The following is a 15,001-nucleotide window of genomic DNA, read 5'->3' on the forward strand; positions in this document are numbered from 1 at the left end:
GTATGAAAATTATCAATATTTGAAAAAGCCATGTTCTATCTTCTTCTAAGCATTATTTTTTCGGTTTTGTTGTTGACAAACTTTCGTTTGTACCCAAAATTTGGCATTAGCACTTTTCAGGCAATTGCATTTAACTACCCTATTTGTTTTTTGACTGGGCTGGCTCTAATGCCTGAAGGACAAAGTTTTGAACTCAATTTTTCGGAAAATTGGACATTCTACGCCCTTATTTTGGGTGTTGGTTTTATCATAACTTTCTTATTATCAGGATTTTCTACCCAACGAATGGGAATGACGGCAACTTCACTGGCCAATAATATTTCGTTGGTGATTCCTGTACTTTGTAGTTTATTGATTTTCAAAACACAGGGACGCCCATTTGATGGATTAAATTATTTAGGCTTGGCTCTTGCCTTGGGAGCAGTTGCACTTAGTACGTTCAAGAAAAGCAATGAGAAAGTATCGGGCAAAGGCTTAGATTTTCTTTTGCCTGTGGCGGTTTTTTTGATGTACGGCGTTACGAATACTTCGATTAACTACTTGAATATCAACTTTATAAAATCGGCAGACCGCACCGTACCTGTTACGCTTGTGATGGTTTTTGGGGCGATTTTGGCGGGAATGATTGTGCTGGTGATTCGAGTAATTCGTGGACAAGAAAAGATTGAATTGAAGAATATTTTGGCCAGTATTACGCTTGGTGTTCCTAATTTCTTATCGTTCTATTTCTTAATTTTGGCACTAACTGCCTACGGAAATAGCGGTGCGTTTGTTTATCCGCTTTATAATATCGGCGTTATTTTGGTTTCGGCCTTAGTAGCTTTTGTTTTCTTCAAAGAAAAACTCACTACACTCAATAAAATCGGACTTTTGTTGGCAGTTGCGGCCATAGGTCTGATTTCATGGCAAGATATTCAAGGTTTGTTTTAAGTTGTAATAATCTATCTTCCTGATAATCAATAGTTTTCTGCATATTTTTTTGTACCTTTGCACCCCCGTTGTGGGATACAATCTTTTATTTACGTCGATTGTAGACAAAAACATCGACAATTTTTCACAGTTCTCGCAAGAGAATCACTGTTTATTGTTTCAAAAACGATAACCGTTTACTGATTTTTTATGGCAAATATTGTTGCAATCGTAGGCCGACCGAATGTCGGCAAATCTACTCTTTTTAATCGCCTTATCGAGAGCCGTGTGGCCATCACCGATAATATGCCTGGCGTAACCCGTGACCGTCATTACGGACAAGCGGTTTGGACTGAAAAATTTTTCACAGTTATTGATACTGGTGGCTATGTAGTTGGTTCGGAAGATACTTTCGAGGCTGCCATTCGTGAGCAAGTCGAGATAGCTATCGAAGAATCGACTGTTATTTTGTTTGTGGTTGATACCATGACTGGTTTGACCGATTTAGATAATGACTTTGCTAATGTTTTGCGTCGTTCTAAAAAACCCGTTTATGTAGTGGCCAATAAAGCCGAAACCTTCGAGCGTCATCAGACTGCCGCTGAGTTTTATGCAATGGGTTTGGGCGAAGAGATTTTTCCGATTTCGGCTGCTGATGGTAGCGGAACTGGAGAATTACTCGATGCTGTTGTAAAGAATTTTGATGATGAGGGCGTAGAAAACCCAGATGCGGGTATTCCGAGAATTGCGATTTTGGGTCGTCCGAATGTTGGAAAATCATCTTTCTTGAATGCTTTGACAGGCAAAGATAGAAGTATCGTAAACAGCATGGCTGGCACAACCCGTGATGCGATTGATACACACTATAAGCTTTTTGGAAAAGATTTTATTTTGACTGATACGGCGGGTATTCGTAAGAAAGCCAAAGTACAGGAAAATATTGAGTTTTATTCGACACTCCGCTCAGTAAAAGCACTCGAAAACTCAGATGTTTGTTTGGTTTTGATTGATGCTTCGGTGGGCTTAGAAATGCAGGATATTAGCATCATTGGTCACGCTCACAACGCTAAAAAAGCCATTGTTTTGATGGTAAATAAGTGGGATTTGGTGGAGAAAGACTCAAAAACGGCCGATACAATGAAGAAAGCAATCTTAGACAGATTGGCTCCGATGAATTATATGCCCGTTATTTTTGCTTCGGTAATTGAAAAACAGCGTATTTTCCAAGTGATTGAGAAAGTTATGGAAGTGTATGAGAATAAGACTCAGAAAATTACGACTTCAAGACTCAACGAAGTGATGTTGCCGATTATCGAGCGTACGCCACCACCGATGTTGAAAGGTAAACAAATTAAAATAAAATACTGTGTGCAAGTGCCTACGCCTTCACCAACTTTTATTTTCTTCTGTAATTTACCGCAATACGTGCAGGAATCTTATTCTCGTTTCTTGCAAAACAAACTCCGTGAAAACTTCGGTTTTGAGGGCGTGGCTATTACAGTATTCTTTAGAGCGAAGTAAGTCGAATGACGAATGATTGCGAATGACGATTTACGAATAGTCTATTGACAATCAAAAACCTATAATAAAAAAATCCTCGCCGAAACGAGGATTTTTTTTATGCGTTTAAAACCAATAACCAGTTTACCAATATCAAATTGTCTTAACATCAAACTTGAATTTATCTTTGTTTGGTACGCACTTGCCATCTTTGGTGGTACAAGTTTGGCACTCGATTTTTCCTTCGATGATTGGATTGGCCTTCGTTATTTTCACTTTCTGAATAAACTTAGCTTCATGCTCGAAATACTGCACTTTTCCGCCCCAAATTTCATCGTATTTCTCTTTTGGTTTCACTGGCGTGAGTTTCCCGACAACTTGATAGCCTTCGGTTTTTGTGAAATTTACTGATGTCGGCAATGGCCCTTCCACTTTTAGTTGAGAAGAATACATATACCAATTATCATCAATTTTGGCTGTGAAAACTAAATCTATTGTTTCGCCAACTTTGGCTAATGTTTTTGAAGGCGTAAATGTCCATTTAGCAGGTTTTAAAATCTGAGCCGATGCCGCAAATGATGAAGCAACAAATAATAAAAAGAGTATTTTTTTCATTTTTTGAATATAAAATTAATTGATATTTATAAGGTCGGCGAGGTTCGAACCTCGCCGACCTTGCTGAAACTACAAAAGTACTTCAATATTTTCTTCTTCTATTAACGCACAATTATTCATTTTCATATATAGCTGCGTTAAAACTACAACATCAGCCGCACAATATCGTTCGATTTTTGCTCTATCTTTTTCAACATGATACACATGATTCACTTGGTCGCCACTGATTTCACTCTTACTACTCGGAATATCAAAAATCGCTGCCAGCAAATCTAAGCCCGTAAAGTGCTTATAATCACCAAATTTCCAAAGGTCGAGCGTATCCAAATGATTTATTTCCCACGGTTTTTTACCCGATATTTGCAAAACCCTCGGCAAACCGATTCCATTGACCAACATTCGGCGACACAAATATGCAAAATCAAATTCTTTGCCGTTGTGAGCACAAAGCATCAAATTACTACCTGCTTTATGTTTTTCGACAATCTTCTTGAAGGCTTGCAAAACCTCTCGCTCGTCGTCTCCACCAATCATTTTTACTCGAAGCGATGGTTTATTTTCTTCATCAAACATTATTCCCCCAACACCTATGCAAAGCACCTTGCCAAATTCGGCATAGATTCCTGCTTTTTTCAAATAAAACTCTCCGTCTGACAGGTTTTCTTCGTTATTTAGATAGACTGCTTTTTTAAGCCAAAGTTTTTGCAGTCGCTCGTCAAGTAGCTCAAAATCAGGCACTTGCGAAACCGTTTCGATGTCAATGAATAAGACATTTTTTAGGTGTTTGACAAAAGCATCATCTATCATAATCATAGGTGTTTAAGTGTTGGATTTCAGACTTCATTTTTGAGCAAAAGTTACATAATGTGGTGCGAACCGAGCGACGGCCGCATCCTGTTCGCTGTAATATTCAGTCAGAAAACGTCATAATAGCGAACAGAATGTTCGCACCACAAAGAACATAATCAACCAATATAAAGGCATTAGTACAATCATTAGGCCAATCGTGATGGAATCGAAAAAGACGATTCCTCTCGTGAGTTTTTTTGAAATAAAAGTGGCCAACCAAATTGCAGGAAAATGCGTGATGTATCCGAGCGTGAAAAGCGGTGCTTGTGCAGGCGACAGTTTAGGGAAATTCCAGCTTAAAATCTGGTTGAGTTTTTCGGTCAAAACTTCATTGAATCGGCGTAAAAAAACACCATCTTCGGCAGGATTCGGCAAATCTGCCTTTTGGATTGCTTCACCAAAACTTAAGTTTATTACTTTTCCATAAGTTGTAAAAGTATTGTAAGTAATAGCTACTGGAATTACTGTCAACGAAATTTCATCTCCCCATGCCTTCTGAGCCAAACGCCCAGTTCCTTTTTTGAGTGGTAAAAGTTTTGTCTGGTTGGTGCAGAGTCCTTCCGAGAAAATCAGTACCATTTCGCCTTGTTTGAAAAGTTCGATACACTTCTTGAAAGTCTCATCATTATCTCCCAAATGCTCTTTTCCTTCCGAAAGACGATGCACAGGCATCATAAAAAGGCTCGAGAGAGCTTTTTTTGCTAAACTTTTCTTGAAAACATCACCACGAGCCAACGACCAAATGCGTCGGTCGAGCGTACAACATAATAAAACCGCATCAAAAAACGAATTGGCGTGCGTAGAAGCCAACATAACTGCCCCCGATTTTGGTATATTTTCGAGGCCTGTATTTTTAATTCGTTTGATAAAAAATTTCAGCAGAAACGTAACAAAAGGACGTAAGATATAATAAAGCAATTGACAAGGATGTTTAGGTGAAAGTTTTTAGTAATTCAAAAATCTGAATAAAAATCTTTCCGACCAAATAGATTTTTGATTTTGGCACTTGTTTGACATTAAATTGTAGTTTTCTGCCGAATATTTCAAAAAAACCAAATTCTCTTTGGTTTTGCTATTGATGGCTGTAATTTCGTTTGTGTTTTACAACAAAACAGCTTGATTCTAAACAAAAACATGACAAATCTACAAAACAAAATCACGGCTATTTTCCCCGAAGCTGGTCAAATTCCCGAACAATTTCAGATTCAACCGCTTCACCAAAAAGAGTATTTAGTTGGTGGCGAAATGCGTCAGTGGACGGGTGCTACGCAAGATGTTTATTCTCCGATTTATGTAAAAAACGGCGATAAATTTGAAAGTTTGCTTATCGGAAGTTACCCGATTACCGACGAAGCAGAAGCAATGGATGCTCTGAATGCAGCCTTGAAAGCCTACGACAATGGCCGTGGCGAATGGCCAACGATGAGTTTGAGCGAACGCATTGCTTGCATGGAAAATTTTCTCAAAAAAATGCTTGAGAAAAAGACCGAAATCGTGAATTTATTGATGTATGAAATTGGCAAATCATTGGCCGATTCAATCAAAGAATTCGACCGAACGATTGAATATATTTATGATACGATTGATTGTTTGAAAGATATTGACCGTAATTCGTCTCGTTTCAAAATTGAGCAAGGTATTATTGGGCAAATCAGACGCTCGCCTTTGGGTGTGGTGCTTTGTATGGGGCCATTCAATTATCCGTTGAATGAAACTTTCTGTACGCTGATTCCTGCCATTATCATGGGAAATACGATTTTGTTTAAGCCACCAAAACACGGTACGCTTTTGCATTACCCGTTGTTGAAGGCTTTCCAAGAATGTTTCCCGAAAGGCGTTGTCAATACAATTTACGGACGTGGAGCAAACGTAGTTCCGCCATTGATGCAAACTGGCAAAATCAATGTACTTACGCTCATTGGTTCGAGCAAAGTAGCCAATGATTTGAAAAAAATGCACCCAAAACTCAATCGTTTGAGAGCTGTTTTGGGTCTTGATGCCAAAAATGCAGGAATTATCTTGAAAAATGCCGATATAGAATTGGCAGTGAAAGAATGTATTTTGGGTTCGCTTTCATTCAATGGTCAACGTTGTACGGCCATCAAAATCATTTGGGTACACCGCTCGATTGCGAAGAAATTCTTGAATAGATTTACAGAAGAACTCGAAAAGTTGAAGTTCGGAATGCCGTGGGAAGCTGGTGTAAACTTAACGCCATTGCCAGAACCAAACAAACCAACGTATTTGGCAGAGTGCATTGCTGATGCTCAAACCAACGGAGCGGAAGTTGTGAATGAAGGCGGCGGTACGACCGTAAACTCATTTGTATATCCTGCGGTGCTTTACCCTGTGAATAGCAAAATGAAAGTTTACAGTGAAGAGCAATTCGGGCCACTCGTGCCAGTTGTGCCTTTTGATGATGTCGAAGAGCCTATTCAATATATCATTGATTCGTCGCACGGACAGCAGGTGAGTATTTTTGGTACAAATCCTGACCAAATTGCTCATTTGATTGACCCGCTCGTGAATCAAGTTAGCCGTGTAAATATCAACGCTCAGTGTCAACGTGGCCCAGATACTTTCCCATTTACAGGAAGAAAAGACTCGGCCGAAGGTACACTCTCGGTAGAAGATGCTCTTAGGGCTTTCTCGATTCGTACGGTAGTAGCTACGAAAGATACCGATGCCAATAAGAAAATTTTCAATGAGATTGTCGAAGAGCATAGCTCACACTTCCTTTCTACGAAATACGTTTTCTAAAATGTTATTTAGCTATCAATATATTCAACCCCTCAAAAACAAAAACTTTTGAGGGGTTTTTCGTTTCTATGTAGCAATACCGTAACTTTGCACAATAATTTTTGAATACTAAAGAAGATATGACCGAAACTCCGCAAAAATATACCGTTACGGCCGCTTTGATTTATGCCAATGGCCCTATTCATATTGGGCATTTGGCGGGCTGCTACATACCTGCTGATATTTACGTGCGTTATCTCCGCTCGAAAGGAGCTGATGTGGCGTTTATCAGTGGTACTGACGAACACGGCGTGCCAATTACAGTAAAGGCCCGTAAAGAAGGAAAAACACCTCAGGAAGTTGTTGATTTCTATTACGAACAAATCAAAAAATCTTTCGCTGATTTTGGTATTTCGTTCGATATTTATTCTCGCACGTCCAATCAATCTCACCATAAGGTTTCGCAAGAAATTTTTACGACGTTGTACGATAAAGGCTATTTCGATGAAGAAACCAGCGAACAATATTTTGATGAAGTAGCTCAACAGTTTTTGGCTGATAGATACATCGTGGGCGAATGTCCTGTTTGTGGAAACCCGAATGCGTACGGCGACCAATGCGAAAAATGTGGTTCTACGCTCTCGCCAACTGAGTTGAAAAACCCTCGTTCGACGCTCTCAGGCTCGAAACCTATCATGAAAAGTACCAAAAACTGGTATTTGCCACTCGACCGTATGCAGCCCGACATTGAGAAATACGTAAACAGCCACAAAGAGTGGAAAACCAACGTATTTGGTCAGTGCCAATCGTGGTTAAAAGATGGACTAAGACCTCGTGCCATGACTCGTGATTTAGACTGGGGAATCAGCGTTCCTTTGCCTGACACCGAAGGAAAAGTTTTATACGTTTGGTTCGATGCACCAATTGGCTACATCACGTTTACGCAAGAATGGGCAGCCCAAAATGGCAAAAACTGGGAAGATTATTGGAAAAATGAAAGTACCAAACTCGTGCATTTCATCGGAAAAGACAATATTGTTTTCCACTGTATTATTTTCCCTGCGATGTTGATGGCCGAAGGAAGTTATATCTTACCTGATAACGTACCTGCACAAGAGTTTATGAATTTGGAAGGTGATAAGATTTCAACTTCAAGAAACTGGGCGGTTTGGTTACACGAATATTTGGAGGAATTCCCGAATAAGCAAGATGTATTGCGTTATGCCCTTTCGGCCAATATGCCCGAATCGAAAGATAATGACTTTACTTGGAAAGATTTCCAAACCAAAAATAATAGCGAATTGGTTGGTATTTTTGGAAATTTTGTAAATCGAGTTTTGGTTTTAGTGAATAAATATTTTGAAGGAGAACTACCAAAACCTTCAGAATTTACAGACTATGACCATACTATAATCGAGGCAATTAAAACATTCCCTGTAAGCATAGGAAATTCTATTGATACTTTTCGTTTTAGAGAAGCACTTGCCTCGATGATTGATTTAGCTCGTTTAGGAAATAAGTACTTGGCAGATACTGAACCTTGGAAGATTATAAAAACTGACCCTCAAAGAGTTGGTACGATTTTAAATCTTAGTTCACAAATTGTTGCTAATTTAGCAATTCTTTGCGAACCATTTTTGCCTTTTACTAGCAAAAGAATTATTGATATTTTAGGATTTATTAAAATAGACAGTGAAGGCAAACCTAATGATTATGAAGTTTCCGCTATATATTGGAAATACAATTGGTTAGATGCAGGGAGAATAGATTTAGTTCCAAACTCACAACCACTTGCGAATGAATTAGATAATTATCTTTTCGAGAAAATCGAAGATGATGTGATTGAAAAACAAGTAAAAAAATTACAAGAATCGAAGCGAATGAATGAATTAGAAAATGCAAAAGTACCAGCTTTGAAAGAAACGATTCAGTACGATGATTTTGCTAAAATGGATATTCGTATCGGCACTATCTTGGAAGCTGAAAAATTACCAAAAAGCGATAAGTTACTCAAATTCTTGGTAGATGATGGTTTTGAGAAACGCACTATCTTGAGCGGAATTGCCAAACATTTCTCACCTGAAGAAATGATTGGTAAACAAGTAACTTTCTTGGCAAATCTTGCTCCAAGAAAAATGATGGGAATCGAATCGAACGGAATGATTTTGATGGCTGAAAACCGTGATGGAAGTTTGGCACTTCTCCAACCACACAAAGAAGTTTGGAATGGTGGGCCAGTTAGTTAATATCAAAGCATTCCGACTATTTATCATAAAAAATGCCCCAGAACTAAATACGTTTGGGGCATTTTTGTTATCAATCCAAATATGGGTCAATAGTTAGAATTTTACCTTCTGAGTCGTAGCTGATTTCGGTAACTTTTACACTTCTTAAATGTGTAACGCCTTCAGATAAACTTGAATCGTGGTAGAACAAATACCATTTACCTTCAACCTCACAAATCGAGTGATGGGACGTCCACCCAACTACAGGATTAAGAATTTTGCCTTGGTATGTAAAAGGCCCATAGGGATTATCGCCCGTAGCGTAGCAAATAAAGTGCGTGTCGCCAGTTGAATACGAAAAATAATATTTGCCGTTATAGTGGTGCATCCAAGAAGCTTCAAAAAAACGGCGGTCATTATCACCCGCTAAGAGCAATTCTCCATTTTCGTCCAAAATCTTCAATTCTCTTGGTTGTTCGGCAAATTGCAGCATATCATCACTCAACTTTGCAACAATCGGACAGAGTGCAGCTTCATTTGGCAGCGGTTCTTCGTTATTTGCATCGTATTGATTATTACGATATTTCTGTAATTGTCCGCCCCAAATTCCTCCAAAATACATATAAAAACTGCCATCGACATCTTCAAAAACCGCAGGGTCGATACTATAACTACCTTCGATTGGTTGAGGTTCGGCCACGAAAGGCCCGGTTGGTGAATCTGAAACAGCTACCCCAATCTGAAAAACATCATCCGCCTTTTTTGCTGGAAAATAGAGATAATATTTCCCATTTTTCCGAGCAGCATCTGGGGCCCACATTTGGCGAGCAGCCCATTGCACATCTTTTACGTGCAGAGCCACTCCGTTGTCAATTGTTTCGCTATCAATCGAATCCATCGAAAGTACATGATAGTCTTCCATCGCAAAGTGGCTTCCCAAATCATCAAACGGAATACCCGCTTCAATATCGTGCGATGGATATATGTAAATTTTCCCGTCGAAAACATGAGCCGAAGGGTCGGCTGTAAAAATATGTTTTACGAGCGGCTGCGAAATTGCTTTTTGATTTAAAACCTTAAAATCAATGTGTTCGATACTATCTTCTGGCATTTTCTTAATTTTACTTTAAATTATTTTCTTCTTTGTTTTAAGTCAGTTTCAATTTGATTTTCCATAGCCTTGTTGATTTCATAGCCAAAAAGCAAAACACAGCCTATCAAAAAAACTATCCCCGGATAAATACTGACCGATAGTTTTATACCTGATACTGTATCTTCGGTTTGAATCGCCTGCTCGGCCACGTAGCCATAATTTGAAAGCAAGGCTGCACCCACGGCACCACCTACACTTAAACCTATTTTCAGACCAAAAATCATGGCCGAAAATATAATTGCAGTTGCTCTACGGTTATTTTTCCATTCTGAGTAGTCGGCAACATCAGCAATCATTGCCCAAAGCAGCGGAATCGTTACCCCATAAGTAAACCCATGTAGGATTTGGGTTAAAAATACAATTCCGATGGCATCTTTATCATAAAAATTGAATGCAACCAAACACAAAGCTGAAAGAGCAAGGAAAATTCCGAAGATATTACGTTTTCCGAATCTGTCGGCAAGAGGTTTAGTAAACATAATACCGATAATCATAAAGATAATTCCACCAGCATTAAAAAGACTGTTGGCTGATGTTGGAGCATCTTCTGGCCATTCAAATTTACCCAAACCCAAACCGGTTATGCTTTCGTTTAAGCCCTTAATAAAAGAATTGAAACCAATGCTTTCAAGGTAATTTGCTTGAGCAGTTGGGTCTAAGTAATATTTGAAATAATAGATATACATTCCGCCTTTAAGAGCCAAGGTTATGAAAACTAAAATCGTAACCAAAAGCATAATCACCCACGGCTTATTGCGAGATAAGTCGGTTAAGTCTTGTTTAATACTGCTTTTTTCTTCAGTAACAGGAACAATTCGCTCTCTTGTGGTCAAAAACGTAATAATTAGACAAATAACACCTACTATCGCAAAAACTAACATTACTTTCTCGAAACCTACGGCCTTATTGCCATGTCCCAACGATAAAGCCAAAGGTAAAAGAAGCGACTGGATAATAAATTGAGCAACCATTACTGCCACAAAACGGTACGAAGAAAGACTATTGCGTTCCTTCATATCACCCGTAATCACACCACTCAATGCTGAGTATGGCAAATTGCTGGCCGAGTAAATAATAACCAATAAAAAATAAGTGATAAGGGCATAAGCGATTTTACCAGTTTCGCCAAAATTTGGGGTTGAAAAAGCCAATAATGAAATAATACCGAAAGGAATGGATGTCCACAAAACCCACGGGCGAAATTTTCCCCAACGAGTATTGGTGCGGTCGGCAATGATGCCCATTAGAATATTGAAAAATGCCCCGATAAAGCCTCCTAAGAATATGATTATACTGGCAGCCCCCGCAGGTATTTTGTAAACATCAGTATAAAAATAGGCCAAAAATGTCATTAAAGTCTGAAAAATAAGGTTCGCCGCTAAGTCGCCGAGGCTGTATCCTATTTTTTCAATAACTGATAATTTATGTGATTCTGATGTCATAGTGTTTTTCTGCTTAGTTTTTACAAAATATCAATTAATATGGTTTTGGGCTAAATTTTACTGCTCGCAGTATTCGTTTTAACAAAAAATTTAAAGTGCTAAAATTAACAAAAATATCCTTATAGTCAATTTTACCACAAGTATATGTTTGATTTTTCTTATTTACAAAATTTATTAAATAAATTATAAAAAAAATGCAAAATAATATAAACTTGACTAAAGGCAATTTATTTAGATTTTGAGATAGTAGCAATGCCCAAATAGATTAAAATGTGATGAGGAAGTGTAGGTTAAAGACAGTTTTTCTGTAAATTGCAAAAATATCTTAACTAAAATTAAAGGAATTGCAGTACTCCGATGACATCATTGACGCACTCTCAATCGACTGCGTTATTTTTGGATTTAAAGAAACCCAACTCTATGTTTTGCTCGTAAAACACGGTATCGGCCCCACCCTCGGACAATGGGCTTTACCCGGTAGCTGGATTAGGTATAATGAAAGTATTGACGAAGCTGCAAACAGGATTCTTTCCTCCCAAACGGCTGTGGGCAATATTTATCTTGAACAATTTAAGACTTTCGGTGATTTGGAGCGTTTTCCTGCACGAAGGGTAATCACGATAGCCTATTATGCACTCGTAAATATCGAAAATTTTGAGCTTCACGCAGGTCCAACCGAGGCCGATGTACAATGGTTTAAAGTTTGGGATGTGCCAAAAATGGCCTTCGACCACAAGACTATCTTTGAAAGTTGCTTGAGTTTTCTGAAACACAAGGTGCAGCACGAGCCTATTGGTTTCAATTTATTGCCACCTAAATTTACGCTTCTTCAGCTTTTAGAACTATATGAAGCGATTCTTAATCAAAAGCTTGATAAATCGAATTTCCGCAAGAAGTTTTTAAAAATGAATCTGTTGGTTGATACCAAAGAACGCCAACAAGATGTGTCGCACAGAGCAGCAACTCTCTATCGCTTTGATGAGAATATCTACAATAAACTATTGGATAAAGGGTTTATTTTTGAGGTTTGAGTTTGTGAACAAGGCGAGTTTGTTCAATCAAAAAGTAGTAGATAGTTTACATTTTGATACTTCTGTTTAAGATTTATAGCTCCACATCCACATACACTTTTCATAAATGTTATGTGGAGCTATAAGTTTTTACCTTTCTAATTTAAAATTCTTATCCGTGGCTGGTCTTTGCTTGGCGTTGGCTACTTTCCAACCAGTTCTGTACATCCAGTCGGCCATTTTCTTTAATTTAGGAAAATTAATATTCTCTACATTATCCTGCGGGGTATGATAATCTGGGTGCAAAAGAGTTGTGTACATGAGCGAAGGAATACCCAAACGTGCATAAGGCAGGTGGTCGCTTCTGAAATACCAGCCTTCAATATGCTTTACGTCGTCCCATGTGTAATCTAATTTAAAATTTGGGCCTTCTTTATTAGCCTCTAAAGTCATATTTATTAATTCTTCTGAGTTTCTATGAGGCGGAAGTGCTCCAAGCACAGTCGCACTATCAATATGGTTTCTTCCAATCATATCACCATTTAAAACAGCTACAATATTACCAATTGGTACGGTTGGAAGAGCAGAGTAATATCTTGAACCGAGAAGTCCTCTTTCTTCAGCTCCGTGAATAACAAATAATACAGAACGTTTGGCTGGATTTTTCACAAATGCTCTTGCGTTACTGAGCATGGCTACATTTACGCTGCCATTGTCATCAGCACCATAGCATATCGAATCACCTTTGATTTCATTACGCACTCCATGAGCATCGGTGTGGCCGCTATAAAGCAAGTATTCAGATTTCAAATTGGCGTCCGTTCCTTCTATTTTGCCAATAATATTCACCGAAGGGTAGGGGTATTTCGACACCACAATATTGGCTTTCAGATTTGCTGAGTTTCCTTCCAAATCCTTCTTCGAGCCTTTGTGCAACCATAAAACAGGTACAGTTGTGGTTAAATTAACATTTGCCCCACCATCAATGTCATAATTACCTCTTTTAAAATTTTCATTGGCATCTTTCCATCCGTTTTCGGCGGTATCGTCAGCAATAAAAATTATGGCAATCGCTCCTCTTTTTACCAAATCAGCTCCGTATTTTGTATAAATATATCGACTATAACGCCACGTTGGTAGCGAAACATTGAGATTAATACCTTTTGGGTTGGCTTCGATGGCCACAATTTTTCCTTTTACATTAAGTGAGTTGGTGTCAATCTCGGCAGCATTTCCCAAATAAGTAATTATTCCGTTTAAAGCTGTATTGGCCATTTGTGCAATAGAAACATCCTGCCAAAGAGTCAATTTTTTATTGTTCAGTTCGATACTCGTTTGCTCAGAAATTTGATTTCGCCACAGCGTAAAAAACTGAAAATATGTACCATCATCGCCCGCAGGTTTTAGGCCAATGGCTCGGTATTTTTCGCCCAACCACATCGCAGCTTTCAGTTCATCAAGTGTGCCAGCCGAGCGACCTTTAAAATTCACTCCAGCCAATGCCTCTAAATCGCTTTTTAAATCTGATTCTTTAATTTGGTTGAGAGCAGGCGGAAGGCTCTGAGCAAAAAGTTGACTGCTTACAATGAGAAATGCCCAAAATAAAATTTTGTTTTGCATAATAAATAGATGTTGAGTTTATCGATGAAAAATGATATTTGATTGAATTTCAAACCTATAAATATACAAAACTGTTGCGGATTCGAGATAAAAAACAATATAAACTAATTCTGTAAGAATCTGTACTCGAAAATAGCAGCGGTGGCATTGGATGCATTCAGCGTGACAGAACGCTGAGTAAGAGAAAGTTTCAGTTTGTTTATTCTTTTTTCTAAAATTTTATTCATAAAAAAGCCCTTCCTTGATTTTAGGAAGGGCAGATATAAGTAGTTTTTCACCCTTATTCCTATGCAAAAGGTGAGCCTTTTTTACGTAGATATTCACCGATATTAAAGATTACTCCATCGAAAACTTCAATATCTTTGTTCCAGTCTTTTACTTGCCAATCTTCGTTTCTGGTAGCTACTGTTACTTTTTTTGATTTGGTTGTAATCCAAATTACTTTTTCTACGCCAAAATTCAATAGTTTTTGCGTTTTATTGAAAATATAACTATCAATTTCTAAACCTGGTGCTTCGATGTTAATGTCCACTTCGATGGCAACTTTGGGCGGAACGATTGCATAATGTTCATCAATCGCTTCAATGGGTAAAACACTATTTTCAAAAATAAGAATATCTCCTGCTAAATTATTATATTTATTCAGATGAATTCCTGTTTCGCTTGATAGAAGGGTGTACTTTTCTTCGTCCACTTTTCTTCCAAGTAAAATAATTAAATGTGTAATAATAAGTGATTGAAATGTACTCGACCCCATAATTTCAGCAAAAGTTTTTGTTCCATTTAATACTTCTTTATACCCTCTATAATAGATAGGCTTTCCATCCATTACTTCGTGTATTAAGTAATTAGGCACTTTTGGGGCTGATTTTCTAACTATCTGTGGTGATTTTGTTACAACCATTTTCTTCTAAATTTTATTAAATTTAAAAAGTTTTT

The 15,001-nt window shown here is 38.1% G+C and carries 12 protein-coding genes; 5 read left to right on the plus strand and 7 right to left on the minus strand.

The window, feature by feature from the left end; all coding sequences use genetic code 11:
• Positions 1-30: 30 nt before the first annotated feature.
• Both IEX65_RS24675 and der read left to right on the plus strand, forming a co-directional pair.
• A complete protein-coding gene (locus tag IEX65_RS24675) occupies positions 31-930 on the plus strand; it encodes an EamA family transporter (RefSeq protein WP_188770447.1) in 900 nt (299 codons plus the stop codon).
• 189 nt (positions 931-1,119) lie between these two features.
• Positions 1,120-2,430 carry a ribosome biogenesis GTPase Der gene (gene der, locus IEX65_RS24680; RefSeq protein WP_188770449.1) on the plus strand — a complete coding sequence of 437 codons (1,311 nt, stop codon included), beginning with the start codon at positions 1,120-1,122 and terminating at the stop codon, positions 2,428-2,430.
• Between the two features lie 132 nt (positions 2,431-2,562).
• Here der and IEX65_RS24685 read toward each other — a convergent pair whose 3' ends face one another.
• From IEX65_RS24685 to IEX65_RS24695, 3 genes are all read right to left on the minus strand, one after another.
• Positions 2,563-3,024 (minus strand): protein-disulfide reductase DsbD domain-containing protein, encoded by a 462-nt coding sequence (locus tag IEX65_RS24685; RefSeq protein WP_188770451.1) that lies wholly within the window; start codon positions 3,022-3,024, stop codon positions 2,563-2,565.
• 69 nt (positions 3,025-3,093) lie between these two features.
• Positions 3,094-3,837 (minus strand): 3'-5' exonuclease, encoded by a 744-nt coding sequence (locus tag IEX65_RS24690; protein ID WP_308424973.1) that lies wholly within the window; start codon positions 3,835-3,837, stop codon positions 3,094-3,096.
• 111 nt (positions 3,838-3,948) lie between these two features.
• Positions 3,949-4,791 carry a 1-acyl-sn-glycerol-3-phosphate acyltransferase gene (locus tag IEX65_RS24695; protein ID WP_188770452.1) on the minus strand — a complete coding sequence of 281 codons (843 nt, stop codon included), beginning with the start codon at positions 4,789-4,791 and terminating at the stop codon, positions 3,949-3,951.
• 216 nt (positions 4,792-5,007) lie between these two features.
• Between IEX65_RS24695 and IEX65_RS24700 the strand changes: the two genes are divergently transcribed.
• A complete protein-coding gene (locus tag IEX65_RS24700; protein WP_188770454.1) occupies positions 5,008-6,633 on the plus strand; it encodes an NADP-dependent glyceraldehyde-3-phosphate dehydrogenase in 1,626 nt (541 codons plus the stop codon).
• 119 nt (positions 6,634-6,752) lie between these two features.
• Entirely contained in the window at positions 6,753-8,858 is a 2,106-nt protein-coding gene (metG, locus tag IEX65_RS24705; RefSeq protein WP_188770511.1) for a methionine--tRNA ligase, read from the plus strand.
• Positions 8,859-8,928: 70 nt separating this feature from the next.
• Here the strand turns inward: metG and IEX65_RS24710 are convergent, their stop codons facing one another.
• Positions 8,929-9,948 carry a glycoside hydrolase family 43 protein gene (locus IEX65_RS24710; protein ID WP_188770456.1) on the minus strand — a complete coding sequence of 340 codons (1,020 nt, stop codon included), beginning with the start codon at positions 9,946-9,948 and terminating at the stop codon, positions 8,929-8,931.
• Between the two features lie 20 nt (positions 9,949-9,968).
• Positions 9,969-11,432 (minus strand): MFS transporter, encoded by a 1,464-nt coding sequence (locus tag IEX65_RS24715; RefSeq protein WP_188770458.1) that lies wholly within the window; start codon positions 11,430-11,432, stop codon positions 9,969-9,971.
• Between the two features lie 344 nt (positions 11,433-11,776).
• Here IEX65_RS24715 and IEX65_RS24720 point away from each other — a divergent pair, with 344 nt between their 5' ends.
• Positions 11,777-12,463 (plus strand): NUDIX hydrolase, encoded by a 687-nt coding sequence (locus IEX65_RS24720; protein WP_188770460.1) that lies wholly within the window; start codon positions 11,777-11,779, stop codon positions 12,461-12,463.
• A gap of 129 nt (positions 12,464-12,592) precedes the next feature.
• Here the strand turns inward: IEX65_RS24720 and IEX65_RS24725 are convergent, their stop codons facing one another.
• Both IEX65_RS24725 and IEX65_RS24730 read right to left on the minus strand, forming a co-directional pair.
• Complete coding sequence (locus tag IEX65_RS24725) at positions 12,593-14,062, minus strand: M28 family peptidase (RefSeq protein WP_188770462.1); 1,470 nt, start codon at positions 14,060-14,062, stop codon at positions 12,593-12,595.
• Between the two features lie 286 nt (positions 14,063-14,348).
• The gene (locus IEX65_RS24730; RefSeq protein ID WP_188770464.1) at positions 14,349-14,966 is read right to left on the minus strand and encodes a Uma2 family endonuclease; all 618 of its coding nucleotides are present in this window, start codon (positions 14,964-14,966) and stop codon (positions 14,349-14,351) included.
• Positions 14,967-15,001 lie beyond the last annotated feature (35 nt).

This window comes from Emticicia aquatilis (assembly GCF_014644295.1).
Lineage (GTDB): Bacteria > Bacteroidota > Bacteroidia > Cytophagales > Spirosomataceae > Emticicia > Emticicia aquatilis.

Bases quoted from the DNA above. Each gene is read 5' to 3' on its own strand.
- IEX65_RS24675 (WP_188770447.1), top strand. From the start codon at position 31: ATGTTCTATCTTCTTCTAAGCATTATTTTTTCGGTTTTGTTGTTGACA.
- der (WP_188770449.1), top strand. From the start codon at position 1,120: ATGGCAAATATTGTTGCAATCGTAGGCCGACCGAATGTCGGCAAATCT.
- IEX65_RS24685 (WP_188770451.1), bottom strand. From the start codon at position 3,024: ATGAAAAAAATACTCTTTTTATTATTTGTTGCTTCATCATTTGCGGCA.
- IEX65_RS24690 (WP_308424973.1), bottom strand. From the start codon at position 3,837: ATGATTATGATAGATGATGCTTTTGTCAAACACCTAAAAAATGTCTTA.
- IEX65_RS24700 (WP_188770454.1), top strand. From the start codon at position 5,008: ATGACAAATCTACAAAACAAAATCACGGCTATTTTCCCCGAAGCTGGT.
- metG (WP_188770511.1), top strand. From the start codon at position 6,753: ATGACCGAAACTCCGCAAAAATATACCGTTACGGCCGCTTTGATTTAT.
- IEX65_RS24710 (WP_188770456.1), bottom strand. From the start codon at position 9,948: ATGCCAGAAGATAGTATCGAACACATTGATTTTAAGGTTTTAAATCAA.
- IEX65_RS24715 (WP_188770458.1), bottom strand. From the start codon at position 11,432: ATGACATCAGAATCACATAAATTATCAGTTATTGAAAAAATAGGATAC.
- IEX65_RS24725 (WP_188770462.1), bottom strand. From the start codon at position 14,062: ATGCAAAACAAAATTTTATTTTGGGCATTTCTCATTGTAAGCAGTCAA.
- IEX65_RS24730 (WP_188770464.1), bottom strand. From the start codon at position 14,966: ATGGTTGTAACAAAATCACCACAGATAGTTAGAAAATCAGCCCCAAAA.